The following is a 16,418-nucleotide window of genomic DNA, read 5'->3' on the forward strand; positions in this document are numbered from 1 at the left end:
CCTGTCCTTTTTCACAAACATGCAAAAGGCTGCGCGGCCGCTAAAAGCGAGCCCACCACCAGCCAGTTGAGAAAATGCATGTGTTCATAGCGACGATTGTTATCGTTACATTGGGCCGCTTGCAACTGCAAAAATCACTTGTGCGCCTAAGGTCTAAAATAGGCCCTCGATCAAGCCATCAGCGTTGAGATGAATACGCTCCGCCGATGGAGACTTTGGCAGGCCTGGCATAGTCATGATTTCACCGCATATTGCCACGACGAAGCCCGCTCCAGCCGAGAGCCGCACCTCGCGCACATGCACAACATGATTGACTGGCGCACCGCGTAAATCAGGGTTTGTTGAAAACGAATATTGCGTTTTTGCCATACAAACCGGAAGATGGCCGTAACCTGCCTCCTCCCAGCGGCGCAGTTGGTCACGAACGCTGGCATCGGCGTCTGCTTCTGCCCCGCGATAGATCCGTTTTACAATTGTTTCGATTTTATCAAACAAGGAAAGCTCATCTTCGTAGAGTGGCGAAAATTGTGCCGATCCGCCTTCTGCCAGTGCCGAAACTTTCTGCGCGAGTTCCTCTATGCCTGCCGAACCATGCGCCCAATGCTTACACAACACTGCTTCCGCACCGTGAGCAGCCACAAAAGCTTTGACCGCCTCGATTTCAGCCTCGGTATCCGCAGTAAAATGATTGATCGCAACGATCACCGGCACGCCAAACTGCCGGACGTTTTCCATATGACGCCCGAGATTGGCACAGCCGGATTTAACCGCCACGACATTCTCTTCCCCCAGATCGACTTTGGCAACGCCGCCATGCATTTTCATCGCCCGAACCGTGGCGACAATAACGGCAGCGGCAGGCTTCAAGCCAGCTTTGCGGCACTTGATGTCAAAGAATTTTTCAGCGCCCAGATCCGCGCCGAACCCTGCTTCTGTGACAACAAAATCAGCCAGTTTTAGAGCCGTTGTCGTTGCAACAACCGAATTGCAGCCATGCGCAATATTTGCGAACGGACCGCCGTGCACGAAAGCTGGATTATTCTCAAGCGTTTGCACAAGATTGGGCTGTATCGCATCTTTTAGCAGAACGGCCATAGCCTTGTCCGCCTTCAGATCCCGAGCATATACAGGGCTTCGATCAAATCTGTAGCCGATGATGATATCGCCAAGACGCTTCTCAAGATCGGCAAGATCAACGGCAAGACATAGGATTGCCATAACTTCCGAAGCAACAGTGATATCAAAGCCGGATTCGCGAGGAAAGCCGTTGGCTACACCGCCCAAGGATGATGCAATGCCGCGCAGGGCGCGGTCATTCATATCCATCACCCGGCGCCACGTGATCCGGCGCGTATCAATATTGAGGTCATTGCCCCAATAGATATGATTGTCGATCATTGCCGCGAGCAAATTATGCGCGGAAGTTATGGCATGGAAATCGCCAGTGAAATGCAGATTGATATCTTCCATTGGGATAACTTGCGCATAGCCACCGCCTGCTGCGCCCCCTTTGGTACCAAAACACGGACCGAGCGAAGCTTCACGGATACAGACGATCGCTTTTTTGCCTATGCGGTTAAGGCCATCGCCAAGACCAACGGTGGTGGTGGTTTTTCCCTCGCCAGCGGGCGTTGGGCTAACGGCGGTTACAAGAATGAGCTTGCCATTCTTCCCCTCCTTCTTGGAGCGGATAAACTCTGCCGACAGTTTGGCCTTGTCATGGCCGTAGGGCACTAGATGTTCCGGCGGAATGCCGATCGTTGCACCAATCTCTAAAATCGTTTTTTTGGTAGCGGAGCGAGCAATCTCAATATCGGACTTGACGGTGGCCATTGACGTTTCCCCAATGTTTAACAACGTCAATAGCATTCTGTACATGAAATGGGGATAGGCCGAACACGCCTATCCCCATTTGCTGCTATTCCCCCATGGCAATAAGGCTGGCATTTCCACCAGCAGCAGCCGTGTTAACGGAAACGACTTGCTCAAGTGCAAACCGCGTTAAATAGGACGGCCCACCAGCTTTCGGCCCGGTGCCGGAAAGACCCGATCCGCCGAAAGGCTGAGTTCCTACAACAGCGCCAATCGTATTGCGGTTCACGTAGATATTTCCAATGTCGAGCCTGTCGATGACTTTCGCGACCGTTGCTTCGATACGTGTGTGCAGCCCGAAGGTCAGGCCATAACCGGTCGACGCAATCTGGTCGAGCACCTTATCCAGATCCTTTGCTTTCCAGCGGACGACATGCAGAACGGGGCCGAATACCTCGCGCTGCAAGGCATCGGCTCTATCCAGTTCAACAATATGTGGCGCAAAGAACAAGCCATCGCTCGGCGCCTCGCCTGCAAAACGAACCTTCTGAGTTTTGCGCATTGCCTCGATGTGATCGCGCAACATGTTGCGTTGGTCGCGGTCGATAATTGGTCCAACATCAGTAGATGCCAATGCCGGGTCACCGAGAACCAGCTCTTTTGCAGCTCCCTCGATCATATGGAGCATATTGTCCGCAATATCCTCCTGAAGGTAGAGAATACGCAGCGCTGAACAGCGTTGGCCTGCCGAACGGAAAGCTGACATGACGACATCATCAGCCACTTGCTCTGACAGAGCCGTTGCGTCAACGATCATAGCATTGAGACCCCCTGTCTCTGCAATGAGCGGTACAATGGGTCCCTTCTTTGCAGCCAGCGTGCGGTTGATAGCCCAAGCCGTGTCAGTAGAGCCCGTGAAGGCAACCCCGGCAATGTCCACATGAGAAGTCAGTGCCGCACCAACCGAACCATCACCCGGTACGAACAGAAGTGCATCTTTCGGAATGCCCGCTTCGTGCAGGATTCTGATCGCCTCATAGGCTATAAGCGGCGTCTGCTCCGCCGGCTTGGCAAGCACACTGTTACCTGCAGCAAGCGCAGCCGTTACCTGTCCCAGAAAAATTGCCAGGGGGAAATTCCACGGGCTGATACACACAAATGCACCGCGTCCCCGGTGGCGAAGCTTATTATCTTCGCCCGTCGGACCAGGCATTATTTTGTCCGCTGCGAACTGGCGGCGGGCCTCAGCAGCATAGTATCGACAAAAATCGACTGCTTCACGGATTTCTGCAATGCCATCATCAAGAGTTTTGCCAGCCTCCCGCGACAAAAGATCAAGCATTTGATCACGATTGCCTTCAAGCAGATCAGCCGCCTTTTCCAGTGCTTTTGCGCGTGTTTCAACCGCAGTGCGAGACCATGAAACAAAGCCCTTGCGTGCAATGCCGACAGCCTTCGCTGCCTCTTCGACGGTTGCAAAAACAACCGAACCGATCGTTGCACCATTAACGGGAGAAATCACGTCCTGCATTTTTCCCGATGGTTTTCCGTCAATCAATGGAACGGCCTTGACGCTTTTCGATGCCTTGGCAATGCCCGATAACAAACCTGCCAATGCTTTCCTGTCGCCAAGTTCGACACCGGCCGAATTTGTGCGTTTGCCGTAAAGTTTCAGAGGCATCGGAATGTTGGGATGACGATAGCCCTTGCCGTCATTCAGCTTCTCGGTAGGACGAACCAGAAGATCGGCAATCGGCACATTATTGTCGCCAACCACCGAAACAAATGAGGAATTTGCCCCGTTCTCAAGCAGACGGCGCACGAGATAGGCTAGAAGATCGCGATATCCACCTACTGGCGCGTATATGCGGCAAGCAATCTTGTCATTCTTTTCGGTGATCTGCTTATAAAGACTTTCACCCATGCCATGCAGGCGCTGAAACTCAAAACCAGTCTTGTCGTCTCCGGCCATTTCCAGAATCATTGCGACTGTTAACGCATTATGGGTCGCAAACTGAGGAAAAATCCGCGGTCGAGCATCAAGCATACGCTTGGCGCAGGCCATATAAGAAGCGTCAGTCGCAGGCTTGCGCGTAAATACTGGATAGTCGGCGAGACCGCGCTCCTGGGCTCGCTTCACTTCAGTATCCCAATAGGCGCCCTTGACCAACCGCACCATCATCTTGCGGTCATGGCGGGCGGCAAGCTTGTCAACGTGATCGATGACCGCGAGAGCACGCTTCTGATAAGCCTGAATGGCAAGGCCGAACCCGTCCCAACCATGCAGTGACGGATCAGCAAAAACGCGGTCAATCACATCCAGAGACAGCTCAAGCCGGTCCGCCTCTTCCGCGTCAACCGTGAAGTTCAAATCATAGGACTTCGCCTTTTGCGCCAGAGCCAAAAGATCAGGCACCAATTCAGCCATGACCTGATCATGGTGTGTTGCAAGATAACGCGGATGCAGCGCTGACAGTTTGACAGAAATCCCCATACGATCCGGCAACTTCTTATTACCCGTAGCGCGGCCAATGGCATCAATCGCGTCTGAATAGGATTTGAAATAGCCCTGCGCATCCTTACGTGTCCGCGCGCCTTCCCCCAGCATATCGAAGGAATGGCGATAGCCCTTGGCTTCGTTTGTACCGGCACGTTTCAAGGCGTCCTTGATGGTTTCGCCCAGTACAAAGTGATGACCAAGATAACGCATAGCCTGTTTGGTGGCGGTGCGAACAGTTGGCAGCCCGATCCGCTTGACCAGTGACGATAATACACCCTCCGGCGTTTCACCTGGCTTGATAACTTTAGCGGAAAGGCCAAGTGCCCAAGCTGAGGCAGAAACGAACCACGTATCACCGCTCGGCTCATGCTCGGACCAGTGGCCCTGCTTGAGTTTGTCCTCAATCAACTTGTCTTGTGTGGCAGCATCCGGCACGCGCAAGAGCGCTTCGGCAAGCACCATCAAGGCCAAGCCTTCACGCGTCGAAAGTCCGTACTCGCGAAGAAAGTCTTCGACACCGCCAATGCCATTCGCTTCTTTACGGATCGTCGCGATATATTTACTGGCACGCTCGTCGATACGCCGGTTTACCGGTTCGGAAAGCGCAATGGTGTGCAGCAAATCAGCAACCAATTGCTGATCATCGACAGCATAGGGCGCGGAAAAATCTTGGGTGGATGGCGAATGGTTAGTCATCAGGCTTCCCCTTATTGATTTTTTCCATATAATCTATTCCAGCTGGTTATTCTCACCAATAAAAACAGCCTAATCAGAGTAAAAAACTAAAATGGGGAATTTTTTAGAGATGAAGAGTTTGGACAGTCTCGATCGCAGAATTCTGCGCGAGCTGCAAAAAGATGGAAGGCTATCCAATACTGAATTATCCGAACGTATCAGCCTTTCCCAAACAGCGACAACCGAACGGGTGAAACGGCTCTCCCGTGACGGCTATATACTTGGGTACACAGCAAAATTGTCGCCGAAAAAGCTTGATCGCGCAATGCTGGTTTTTGTCGAGATCAAGCTGGATCGCACCACACCGGACGTTTTCGCAACTTTCGCCGCTGCAACGCGCCGTAACCCGGACGTGATGGAATGTCATATGGTCGCCGGCGGGTTCGACTATTTGATCAAAGCCCGTGTCGCCGATATGGAGCATTACCGGCGTTTTCTTTCCGATGCGCTGCTTTCGCTACCGGGCGTTCGCGAAACCCATACTTATGCGGTCATGGAAGAAGTTAAGGAAACATCGGCCCTGCCGGTTTGATTGAGAAGAGGCGGGGCTAAGCCCGCCTCACCTATCAAAGCCCGCTTATTGTTGCAGCACCTGCTTGATATCGATCAGGTTCGAGCGGACGCGCAAAATATAGAAACCCATGGTCGTTAGGTGGTTTGGCAACAGCCAGCCCCCTTCACTGCCATTGGCGATGATCCAGGGCTGAATAGCCAGAGCAGAGCGCAATTGGCCGTCCATACCATCCCATAGCGGCGTGAGATGCTTTTCATCCAGCACCTGCCTGAAATCGACCTGTGCAGCATTCATCAAGCCGTAATAAGCGTAGAGCTGACCATAAGCGAACCAGAAACGATCATCGGCACGCGTATCGAACCAGCCATTATTGTGATTTTCGGAACGATCTTTCAGGATAGCTGATGTGGCACCGATATCATTGGCGATACGATCGATAAACTGAATCAGATTATCCGCACGCGCGTCGAAGATCGCGTTGCAGTTTTCCAGCTTTGTATTGAATGTGCGCAGATCATTCACAGCCGAGCGGTAATAGCTTGGCGTCGGCGTTTTCGGACCAAATGGATTGAGGCCGAAATACCATGCATCCTCGGTGAACTGCAGATTACCGCGAGCCTTTTGCAGGTCGCCATCGATCTGTGAGGTGCCGCGAACGCGCCCCAACGTATCGACCAACTCTATGCCCGTTCGGCGGACGGCTGAATTGATACCTCGTTGAAAGGATGCCTTGTTATCAAGAAATGGCGTCCTGTCCCAATCCATACCGAAAAATCCGAGCTTGTAGAGCAGCATCGAGGAGATCCAGGCATTCTGGTTGACGTTGAAATCCGTCAAATCCGCAGTGACCGTTACAATTGCGGAACGAGCACAGGTCTTGGCAACATTTGTGCCCGTCGTCGCAGCTGCAGCGGGCGCAGCCAATGGCTCGCCAGCAGGCGCTGTCTGATTCTTGAAATTGTAGGACGCAACATAATCCGGATTAAAATTGGTCCAGGCCTGCGTGTTGTAAAAGAAATAACCGTAAAGACCCAGCCAGAGGAGAAGAGCAAGACCCACCACAATCTTGAGAATAAAACCCCTCTGAGTATACCAGCTGCCCGCCCACATGAACGGCCACAGGAGGAGACCGACAATAAACCCGATACCACGTCCGATATAGGTGAATATTCGGCTGAAAAAATTAACTACGGGCTCGAGCATCCTGTTTCCTTCACTGGTCAAGTCCATAGAGCCGCTTTCGCAGCCCTTCCTTGTCCTTCAAATAGGTTGTTTTGAGAATATCGACAACGTGTTCCTGATAAGGAAGGCTCCAGCGTTGATAATCGGCATAAAAACCGGGCTTGTTAAACACATAGCGCGACAGAAAATCCCAAGGCACAAAATCACTGATCAGCTGATTCACCAACCATGCATCAGGATGCTTGGGCAACGCTCGGACAACAAGAAATCGCCGCGACGGATCAGTTTCAGATATATTTAACTGGCCGGATTGTCCGATCTCCCGCTTCACTGCGTTGAGAAATGGCCATGTGCCATCATGATTGATCAGGCTAGCATTGGCATGGATCCATGTTTGCAGCCAAATCCGGTCAATATTCTTTAAATCACGCTCTGGCTCCAGCGTTTGGATCAGGTGACGAATAATCATCTCGCCGCGATTTTCCAGATAACCCGATTGCTCAATCCACGATGCACGCGGCAATTCAATACGCGACGTCGTGCTCAGGAACTGGAAAACCTGCTCGGCATCCTTGATCGAAATATAATTGACCTGCCAGGGACGCGAGCGCCGGAAACCCGGTGCCTCAGGATTCCCGATAACAGTGGTCGTATTGTCATCGACAAAAATATAGACCCCGCCAAAATGACTGGTCCAAAAGGCGCTATGCCTGAAAAGCACCTTGTCGGGAACCAGCGAGTTTTCGCGGATATCACCCGTGACTTTGGCAAGCTCGACCATACGCTCCAGCATTGCATTGTCGCGCCATGCGTCAGGCTCATCTTTGAGGCGGTCGGCCAGCAAGCGCAGCTCAGACGCCTGCGCCATAACGTTTTGCGCTGAAAGCACGCGAAACTCGACCTGATTAATGGAAAGCAGATCTTCGATATCAGAGACAACCGAAACCGAATCTTCGATCTCGCCGTAAAGGACATCCTTGATAGTCAGCGCATTGATCGCCCGGGCATTGCTCGAAAAAAACTCGTACATCAATTGCGACGTATTGGAGAATTGCGTGTGAACAACAGGCAAGTCGGCTTGCGACGGCGTGAGGATAATAAAGCGCCTGTTCACGCCATTCGGATCAAGATAAGCGGGATCCTTCAGTTCTTCGGCGATCTGTGGCGAGAATCCTGTCCTGTCAATGTCGAACTCATTCAGCTTGCTAGCTGGAAAGCCAAAGGATTGAAGCGCTTTATTGTACCGCTCAACAAGGTGCGGCTGGTCAATTTTCAACAACCGCCCATAGATCAGATCATTCTGGTAGAGCAGTTCCATCAGGCTTCCCATTGCCCCTTGGCTTTCAACGCCTCGACTTCCTTGACGGCACGCTCGCGCAGCCTTGCATCACGCACCATTTTGTCGATGGCGGCATCGTCGGACTTGTCGGCATAGCGGAATTCCGAATCCGCATAACGATTGATTTCCTGTAACACCATATCCATCGTGAACGGTTTACGCAGCGCCTCAATCATCGCTTTCTTATCATCATAATTCTTGTGCATGAACGTTTCGGGTTTTTCAAACCACTCGTCCGGCAGCTCGACATCCATTGCCCGCATCTTGATTGCATCGGTGACGTTTTTGATCGCACGTCCCGTGAAACGCGGTTCGCGCTCTTTGATCATATGGAGATATGTGCCAACATCGGACAATGTTTCGGGTTGGCCATTATCCTTTATGAAACGGTCGTAGACGACTTTCAGCCCATCTTCTTGTGGCTTCGACAATTCCTCATATGCAGTCTCCACCGCACGTTGAATTTGCTGTGCTTCATAGAGCTTATGGTCCCCAAGCGGAATCTTGTGGTTCTTACCTGCCAGCAGCGCAAAGATGTCAATATAGTCGTCGCGTGTCTGCGGACCATCAACCAGCCAACGCGCACCAGCGCGCTGGCGCAGAGCATCATCGACATTCTCCGGATAGTTGGAGAACATGCCGAAAGAGCAGTTGCCTCTCACAACAGTCGAAGCACCTGCAAAAGCTTCCATCAGAACGCCGGTTATCTCATGCTGGCCCGATGAAGCCCGGTCATCCGAGCGCTTGGCGGCGACCTGATCAATATCGTCGATCGTACCGAAACCGATGGTACGCGGATTGAGAACATTGGTAACGAACTGCTTACAGTTCTGACCCGATTTGCCTTGATATGAGGATATCTGGTCTACACCAAAGTTTTCGTAATGAAAGGCATAGCCAGCAACCTGACAGTAATCATTGACGAGTCCTGCTATCATCTGGATCAGTGTTGTTTTACCCGTCCCCGGCGCGCCGTCGCCAATGAATGTGAACAGGAATCCACCGAGTTCCACGAACGGGTTGAGCTGTCTGTCAAAATCATAAGCCATCAGCATTTTGGATAATTTTAACGCCTGATATTTGGCGATGTGATTGCCGACAACTTCGCTCGGCTTTCTGAACGTCATGACCAGCGGCGTGCGTTTTTTTGACGGCGCTACGTCGAAGCCATCCAATGTGAAATCGTCGCTATCCAGCCGCAGGTGCATGTCATCAAAACTGCCCAGCCCTTCAAATCGACCCTTTCGCTGCAAAAGCCCGTCAATACTGAGCGCTGCAAAAGCCTTGGCTCGTGCCAGCATTGTCTGTTCGTCCTTTACCCCGCTTATGGCGCGATCCAGTCCAGCGATTACTGACTTCAATGCATCCTGCGACGTGTCAAACAGGAAATCCGGCTCGGCAATATCATTTGCGGGCTCCCCGTCCGCTTCGATTAATTGGGCCAGATAGGCAGACAGAGAAAATGCCGCAATGTAGGATGCCGCTGATAGGAGACGTTTGAAATGGCTGGCCTCCTCACCTTGCAGCGGCGCAGAGGCATTGCGCGCCATCAGGCTTTCAAAGTCGCTCTGCCTTCCAAAGACATCCGCTACGGCAAGAGCAATAGCGACGCCGCGTCGCGCTCTGAACAACAATGTGTGCTGGGCGATCGACAACATCGGGTCATCCGCCCGCACAGATTGCACAGTTTTGTCAAATTCGACCTCACGCGTCTTGCGTAGCCCGCCAGTTGAGACTGTCGAAACGAAACGACGGCCAGTGCCCGCGATCTCGGTGCCCGACTGCCCCTCGCTGGTTTCAAGCGAAACAAATCGCGTCACCATTGCGTTCGCAACCGGAAGGTGTTTGTCGATATCTTTTTCTTCAATCGTCGTCAGGCCGACATCCATGAACTCAGTCCTTTTAAATGCCGCTGATAACCTGCCCATTCGACAGGATATGCGTTTCAAAGCCGGTAAAAATCCGCGATGCTTCCCCAGAGGCGTAGAGCGCCTGATATGCTTCATGAGGAACCAGAGCGTGCTGCTCGTAGTAACTTACACCCTGTCGGGTGGCTTCCAGATCGTCAGTATTAATGTGAAATTCTTCGCGAGACGGTTCTGAAGACCAGATGCCGCGTTTTCCCGGTTTCTCGGCTGTCGAGAACACTTCCTGCATAGTCCAGGTCAACAGCCACGCGTCTTCAGGCCGACGGACACGCTCAAGCACATCTGCAACTTTCTGGTTATGCTCTGTGATCCCCGCCGTATAGAATGGGCCTAGAACAATTCGGCGCAATTGCTTGGGGTGCAATTCTGGGAAATCCTTGTCTAGGCTCATCGCGATTGTTACGGGGGATAGTGAATAGGCGGAATTTTTTGCCGCAAAATCATCGAAACGGCTTGCCAGATCGGGGTTCAGCAAACCACCCACTGGAAGTGGAATTTTGACTTTGGGATTGAGCTTTCCATCCTTCTGGACCAGTGTTTCGACGATGTCTTCCGAAGAATCCTCAATGACTGCCATATAGATCAGGGGGAGGTTCGAAGCACCATCGAAGGCTCCCCAATGCACGACGTAAAACGGGCGCATTGTCTTTGGATTTACTGAAACACGGATCGTTGTGGGAAGTACGAATGGCGAAAAAACCTCGCCTTTCAAAACTGTCTCCAGATAGATGCGCTCAGCTATGGATTTTTGTAAATCACGCGGAAACTCGCGGTGGCGCAGGATGAAATCCACCATCTCGCTGCGCAATGTTTCCACCGGCGATATGGCAGCAAGTCGTCCCTTTGCTTCTTTCTTGTCATTTTCCAGTTCCAGCACGTTCTGGAATACAGGAAAGCCGCTTTCCGCCTTGGATATGCGGAAGCGCTCTGTAAAGCCAAGCCTGTTACGCCAGCACTCAAATGATGCGTCCAGCCGCTCGAGATATTCTGCAACGGTCTGAGCAACCAGATCATGCTTGTAAAGCGGCGAGTCTTGATTGTTCAGGAAAACTTCAAGCCCATCCAATGCTGCACGGATTGCACCGAAGTAACGTTCCGCCGCCGCCAGATCTGCATTCTCCGCCATGAATTAACTCTGAACGTAATCGGCAGAATTATGTTTTTTGAGCACTTCAGAGAACCTGCGGGCAAATGCATCATCTGCAAGCTTCTTGCGGCGCTGAATATCTTGTGAACTGACCATATTCTTTTCGTGCATCTCAAGAAGATCGCCAATGTGTTTTTGTGCAGCGGCACCAACACCAGCCATGGTTTCCTCGGCCGCCTTGTCCACCTGACTGCCAAGCGTGTTGATCTTGTGGGCAACGTCCTGTTGAGCCGCAGTCTTGAGAGAGTCCTCCAGAGCCTTATAAAGCACAATGCGCTGTTCGGTATCGATAGCCAGCTTGTTGATCAGCGTGCTTTGAGCGGCGATCTGATTGTTGAGCGAGTCAACAAATGTCTGGAACATCGAGGTATAGCGTTCAAGAGTCTGGCTCTCAGCCAGCAGTTCCTGTTCCTTGGCCTGACGCTCATTATACTCGGTGGCAAGCTTGGAGCGCTCTCCCTCAAGTTGCGCCCGTGTCCCTTGATCGGTCGACGCGGCAATGCGGTTTTCGATGTCAAGCAATAGCGGATTAAGTTCTTCGATACGCTTTTGAGTCGCTTCAAGCGTAGCAATAGTGGTCTTGCGGCGCTCAATCACTGTTGCCAGGCTGTTTTCCGAGGTTTTGTACCGGGCATCGAGAACAACTTTTTGCTCTTTCAAAATACCGACGATGCGATCTGATTTGGTAAGAAGCTCCTGAAGATTGCCCGCGAGCGACATGTTGCGCACCCTATCGGAGCGCAGACGCTGCATCTTGTCTTTTGAAAACACGCCAATAAATTTTTCCCAGCCCGAATAGCCCTTCATACTTTCGAATTCTGTACCGAAAATGTTGGTGGCATCCTCCAAGCCGATAATCAACTCGGCAATATTGCCTTCCATTGCCTTTTGCTGGCGCAACACGTCGTCGATGCGCGCATTCTCGATGTCAAAGTCGGCGGCGCCAATCTTTGCATCTGCTTTGGCGAATTTATCGAGAACAACGCTGGACTGATCAATCTTCGCACGCATGTCGTTGACCATTGTTTTGGTCTTTTCAATCTCAGCGTCGAAATCTTGCAAACTCGCCATTATAAATCTCCCCTATTGCGTAATTGAAATATCAACCATGATCCCGATTGCATATAGCAATTACATCTTGTCAAACAATGCCTGCAGCCAGATGACAACGGCGGGAGCGGACTTGCAAGCGAAGAATATCGGCTAATTATACGGTTGCCCTATAAAGAATGTCCGGTTTCATCTTCCCAATGTTTACGGCAGAGCGAAACATAGACAGACTTTTCGATGGCAACCTGATTTCCTTCAGTGAGCGCCTTGCCGGTTTGGTCCTTACGCACCACCATGGTGGCCTTGGCTCCGCAATGGCAGATTGTCCGGATTTCACGCAATGTATCGGCAATCGCGAGGAGTTCAGAGGAACCAGGAAAGAGCTTTCCCTGAAAGTCGGTACGAAGACCAAAACACATAACTGGAATGTTCAATCTGTCAGCTACGCGGGCAAGCTGCCACACTTGTTCCTTGGTCAGAAATTGCGCCTCATCAACAAATGCGCAACTGAGCGGAGCTTCATCATTCGCATCCTTGATTCGTGCAAGCAGATCGTCATCGTCCCAATAAAGTTCGGCAGGTGCACTGACGCCAAGCCTTGATGTTATTCTCCCCACACCATTTTCTGCATAATGACCGGCAGTGAACAGTATGGTTCGCATACCCTGCTCTCGATAGTTGTGAGAAGCCTGCAGGAGAAGTGTCGATTTACCGGCATTCATTGCCGAATAACTGAAGTATAATTTTGCCATAACCGCTTTAACCAGACTTGCGTTCTGGCTTGAAGCCACAGCATGAGTACAGCGTTCACTTTTTGTGGAATATCAACAACTGTCGCTATTTGACCGGATTTATGCGCGCCTATGCTTGAATGGCTGCCCGTTTGATGCTTGGTTCAGCAGATTGAATGCCGGGAAAAGCCGGAAGGGGAAAACAAATATGAAAACTCTGTCCAAATTGACTGTTACCTTGGCTTTGGTGCTTTCGGCGGGCACCGCTTTGGCTGCCGAACCTGAGAGCTGTAAAAACGTACGCTTTGCCGATGTCGGCTGGACTGATGTGACCGCCACAACCGCAACAACAGCCGAAGTGCTTAAGGCGCTTGGCTACAGCACCGACATAAAAGTCCTGTCGGTGCCTGTGACCTATGCCTCCCTCGGCAAAAAAGACATTGATATTTTTCTTGGCAATTGGATGCCAACGCAATCAGCTGATATCAAACCCTATATTGAGAACAAGACCGTTGAGGACCTCGGTTCGAACCTGACCGGCGCGAAATATACGCTTGCCGTGCCACAATATCTTTATGACAAAGGCCTGAAGGATTTCAAGGATATCGCCAAATTCAAGGATGATCTCGGCGGCAAGATCTATGGTATCGAGCCTGGCAATGACGGCAATCGCCTCATCCTTGACATGATTTCGAAAGACCAGTTTGGCCTGAAGGGTTTCCAGCTTGCCGAGTCATCCGAGCAGGGCATGCTCGCCCAAGTTGCGAAAGATACCAAGTCCGAAAAGCCTGTGGTGTTCCTCGGCTGGGAACCGCATCCAATGAATGCCAACTTCAAGCTCGCCTATCTCTCTGGTGGCGACGACGTATTTGGCCCTAATTTTGGTGGCGCTGAAGTCCATACCAATGTTCGCACCGGCTACACAACCGAATGTCCGAATGTTGGCAAACTGCTTGCCAATCTCAAATTTACGCTACCCATGGAAAACGAGATCATGGGCAAAATCCTGGATGACGGGGAAGATGCTGCCGACGCTGCAACGGAATGGTTGAAAGCCAATCCGGGTGTTCTCGATGCGTGGTTGGCTGGTGTCACTACCTATGACGGCAAAGATGGTCTCCCCGCTGTCAAGGCAGAGCTCGGCCTTTAAGCCGGTGCAACAAGAGCATGAAACAAGTGCCGCCCGGCCAACCGGCCGGGAGGCTTTTTCCGCTTATTGATGGAACGACAGAGGGATAGTTCGGTTGGACTGGCTGACACAAGACAAGATTCCCGTCGGCAAGACGGCTAAGGCCGTCGTCGATTGGCTCACCACCAACTTTGCCGGGTTCTTTGACGGACTTGCAATGGTGATGCAAAGTTTCATTGACGGACTTATGTTCGTGCTGAAATACCCTCACCCTTTGGTTATGATCGCCATATTTGCTGCCGTTGCCTATGCCTTGCGGCGTTCAATTGCGGTCACCATTCTTACGATTGTGGGATTTCTCTTCATTGTTAACCAGGGCTACTGGGACGAAACGATGGAAACCCTCACCCTGGTGCTTTCTTCCTGCATCCTTTGCATGGGTATCGGTGTCCCTATTGGCATCATTGCCGCGCATCGACCCAAATTTTATTCGGCAATTCGCCCTGTGCTGGACTTGATGCAGACATTGCCAACCTTCGTCTATCTTATTCCCGCCATCGTGTTCTTCGGCATTGGCATGGTGCCGGGCTTGCTTGCCACGGCAATCTTTGTACTACCTGCCCCCATTCGCCTGACTCATCTTGGCGTCTCATCGACCCCGCTGCATTTGGTCGAAGCTGGGGAAGCCTTTGGCGCTTCGTCGCGGCAACTATTGTGGAAGATTGAATTGCCCTATGCCATGCCGCAGATTCTGGCAGGCCTCACCCAGACCATTATGCTGTCGCTTTCCATGGTTGTTATCGCCGCGCTGGTTGGCGCCGACGGTCTTGGCGTTCCGGTTGTCCGTGCCCTTAATTCGGTCAATACCGCTCTTGGCTTTGAAGCCGGTCTCGTCATCGTGGTCGTTGCCATCGTGCTTGACCGCATTTTCCGCCCCGGCAAGGAGCAAGGTGAATGACTGCGATTACACTTGATCAAGTCTGCATTATTTTCGGCAAACGGACCGACGCGTCACTGGCCTTGGCTGACCAGGGAAAAAGCAGGTCGGAGATTCAGGCTGAAACCGGTCATGTTCTGGGCGTTCACAACTGTTCGCTGACCATTGCCGAAGGCGAAATACTGGTCCTTATGGGCCTATCCGGTTCTGGCAAGTCCACATTGCTGCGCGCTATCAACCGTCTCAACCCTATTTCACGTGGTTCAGTCGTCGTTCATAATGACGGGCAGTCAATCGACGTAGGCAAGGCGGACAAGACGACTTTGCGCAACCTGCGCAAACATCTGGTGTCGATGGTCTTCCAGCAGTTTGGACTTTTGCCTTGGCGTACCGTTGAGGAGAATGTCGGTTTCGGACTGGAGCTTTCCGGAGTGCCGAAGGAAGAGCGCGCGCGCGCCGTTCAACAGCAACTTGAACTGGTCAATTTGAAAGACTGGGCCAAGCGAAAGGTTGGAGAGCTCTCGGGCGGCATGCAACAACGTGTGGGCCTTGCCCGCGCATTTGCGACCGCAGCTCCAATCCTGTTAATGGACGAACCGTTTTCCGCCCTTGATCCTCTCATTCGCAACAGGCTGCAAGACGAGCTTCTGAGCTTGCAGGATCGACTGAAGAAGACAATCGTGTTTGTCAGTCACGACCTTGATGAAGCGATGAAAATCGGCAATCGCATTGCCATCATGGAAGGTGGCCGCATAATTCAGTGCGGAACAGCGCAGGATATTCTTCTAAACCCGGCAGATGATTATGTGGCGGATTTCGTTGCCAATATGAATCCACTTGGAGTGCTTACAGCGGCCGACATCATGGTTCCACTTGACCGTTCACGCGGTGACCGGCCATTCGCGGCCACTGCCCGGCCCGATACACCTGTGCGGGATGTGATGCAGGCAGTGGCCAAGAATAGCGGTGATGTCGGCGTTGTCGAAAAAGGCGCTATTCTTGGCATGATTTCCGCTGACGATATTGTTCGCGGTCTGCTCAAACATCAGAAGAAATAGTCAGGTCCGTCCTAACTTCCGGACTTAGCGCCGCTCTTGCTATTCTTCTTCGTTTTCTTCGGACTCATCCGATTTGCCAGCAGGCATCCATCCCGTTGGCGTTACCTTTTTCTGCGTGCTGGAATCGGTAAATACCCACCATCCGGCATCGGTCTCATCCCACTGACCGCCGGTAACTTTGAGGCGATCCAACGAACGATACTGCCCGATGGATTGGTTTTCCTGCCCATCTTCATCTGTCCAGAAAATCTGCACCTTGCTGCCATCTGTCGGGGCAGATGAAATCGACTGCTTTTTGCTCACGGACATTCCTCCTGTTGAAGCTCAATGAGTAAATGCCCGATTGCAAATCGGGC

The 16,418-nt window shown here is 51.9% G+C and carries 13 protein-coding genes; 4 read left to right on the forward strand and 9 right to left on the reverse strand.

Features of this window, described 5'->3' with window-relative positions:
* Positions 1-153 precede the first annotated feature (153 nt).
* On the reverse strand, positions 154-1,833 hold the full coding sequence (locus V9K95_RS04825) for a formate--tetrahydrofolate ligase (RefSeq protein WP_336439691.1): 1,680 nt from the start codon (positions 1,831-1,833) through the stop codon (positions 154-156).
* A gap of 85 nt (positions 1,834-1,918) precedes the next feature.
* Entirely contained in the window at positions 1,919-5,008 is a 3,090-nt protein-coding gene (gene putA / locus V9K95_RS04830) for a bifunctional proline dehydrogenase/L-glutamate gamma-semialdehyde dehydrogenase PutA (RefSeq protein ID WP_336439690.1), read from the reverse strand.
* 109 nt (positions 5,009-5,117) lie between these two features.
* Here putA and V9K95_RS04835 point away from each other — a divergent pair, with 109 nt between their 5' ends.
* Positions 5,118-5,579, forward strand: a complete 462-nt coding sequence (locus V9K95_RS04835) for an Lrp/AsnC ligand binding domain-containing protein (RefSeq protein WP_115052381.1) — start codon at positions 5,118-5,120, stop codon at positions 5,577-5,579.
* Positions 5,580-5,624: 45 nt separating this feature from the next.
* On the opposite strand, the gene V9K95_RS04840 is transcribed toward V9K95_RS04835, so the two are convergent.
* The 6 genes from V9K95_RS04840 to V9K95_RS04865 form a co-directional block, all read right to left on the reverse strand.
* Entirely contained in the window at positions 5,625-6,764 is a 1,140-nt protein-coding gene (locus V9K95_RS04840; RefSeq protein ID WP_336439689.1) for a DUF2333 family protein, read from the reverse strand.
* A gap of 10 nt (positions 6,765-6,774) precedes the next feature.
* On the reverse strand, positions 6,775-8,061 hold the full coding sequence (locus tag V9K95_RS04845; RefSeq protein ID WP_336439688.1) for a DUF6638 family protein: 1,287 nt from the start codon (positions 8,059-8,061) through the stop codon (positions 6,775-6,777).
* Positions 8,061-9,971, reverse strand: coding sequence for an AAA family ATPase (locus V9K95_RS04850; RefSeq protein WP_336439687.1), 1,911 nt, complete (start codon positions 9,969-9,971; stop codon positions 8,061-8,063). The genes V9K95_RS04845 and V9K95_RS04850 overlap by 1 nt, the downstream gene beginning before the upstream one ends.
* A gap of 13 nt (positions 9,972-9,984) precedes the next feature.
* Positions 9,985-11,136: a hypothetical protein gene (locus tag V9K95_RS04855; protein ID WP_115052375.1), complete on the reverse strand. Its 1,152-nt coding sequence runs from the start codon at positions 11,134-11,136 to the stop codon at positions 9,985-9,987.
* Positions 11,137-11,139: 3 nt separating this feature from the next.
* Complete coding sequence (locus V9K95_RS04860) at positions 11,140-12,228, reverse strand: hypothetical protein (RefSeq protein WP_115052374.1); 1,089 nt, start codon at positions 12,226-12,228, stop codon at positions 11,140-11,142.
* 149 nt (positions 12,229-12,377) lie between these two features.
* Positions 12,378-12,959, reverse strand: a complete 582-nt coding sequence (locus V9K95_RS04865) for a thymidine kinase (RefSeq protein WP_336439686.1) — start codon at positions 12,957-12,959, stop codon at positions 12,378-12,380.
* Positions 12,960-13,146: 187 nt separating this feature from the next.
* On the opposite strand from V9K95_RS04865, the gene V9K95_RS04870 reads away from it, so the two are divergent.
* The 3 genes from V9K95_RS04870 to choV all read left to right on the forward strand — a co-directional run bounded on the left by V9K95_RS04870 (position 13,147) and on the right by choV (position 16,062).
* The gene (locus tag V9K95_RS04870) at positions 13,147-14,088 is read left to right on the forward strand and encodes a choline ABC transporter substrate-binding protein (protein ID WP_336439685.1); all 942 of its coding nucleotides are present in this window, start codon (positions 13,147-13,149) and stop codon (positions 14,086-14,088) included.
* 94 nt (positions 14,089-14,182) lie between these two features.
* Positions 14,183-15,025 (forward strand): choline ABC transporter permease subunit, encoded by an 843-nt coding sequence (gene choW / locus V9K95_RS04875; protein WP_115052371.1) that lies wholly within the window; start codon positions 14,183-14,185, stop codon positions 15,023-15,025.
* A complete protein-coding gene (gene choV / locus V9K95_RS04880; protein ID WP_336439684.1) occupies positions 15,022-16,062 on the forward strand; it encodes a choline ABC transporter ATP-binding protein in 1,041 nt (346 codons plus the stop codon). Before choW ends, choV begins: the two co-directional genes overlap by 4 nt.
* A 39-nt stretch (positions 16,063-16,101) precedes the next feature.
* Here choV and V9K95_RS04885 read toward each other — a convergent pair whose 3' ends face one another.
* Entirely contained in the window at positions 16,102-16,365 is a 264-nt protein-coding gene (locus V9K95_RS04885) for a hypothetical protein (protein WP_115053220.1), read from the reverse strand.
* Positions 16,366-16,418: the final 53 nt, after the last annotated feature.

This window comes from Phyllobacterium sp. CCNWLW183, from assembly GCF_037203775.1.
GTDB classification, from domain to species: domain Bacteria; phylum Pseudomonadota; class Alphaproteobacteria; order Rhizobiales; family Rhizobiaceae; genus Phyllobacterium; species Phyllobacterium ifriqiyense.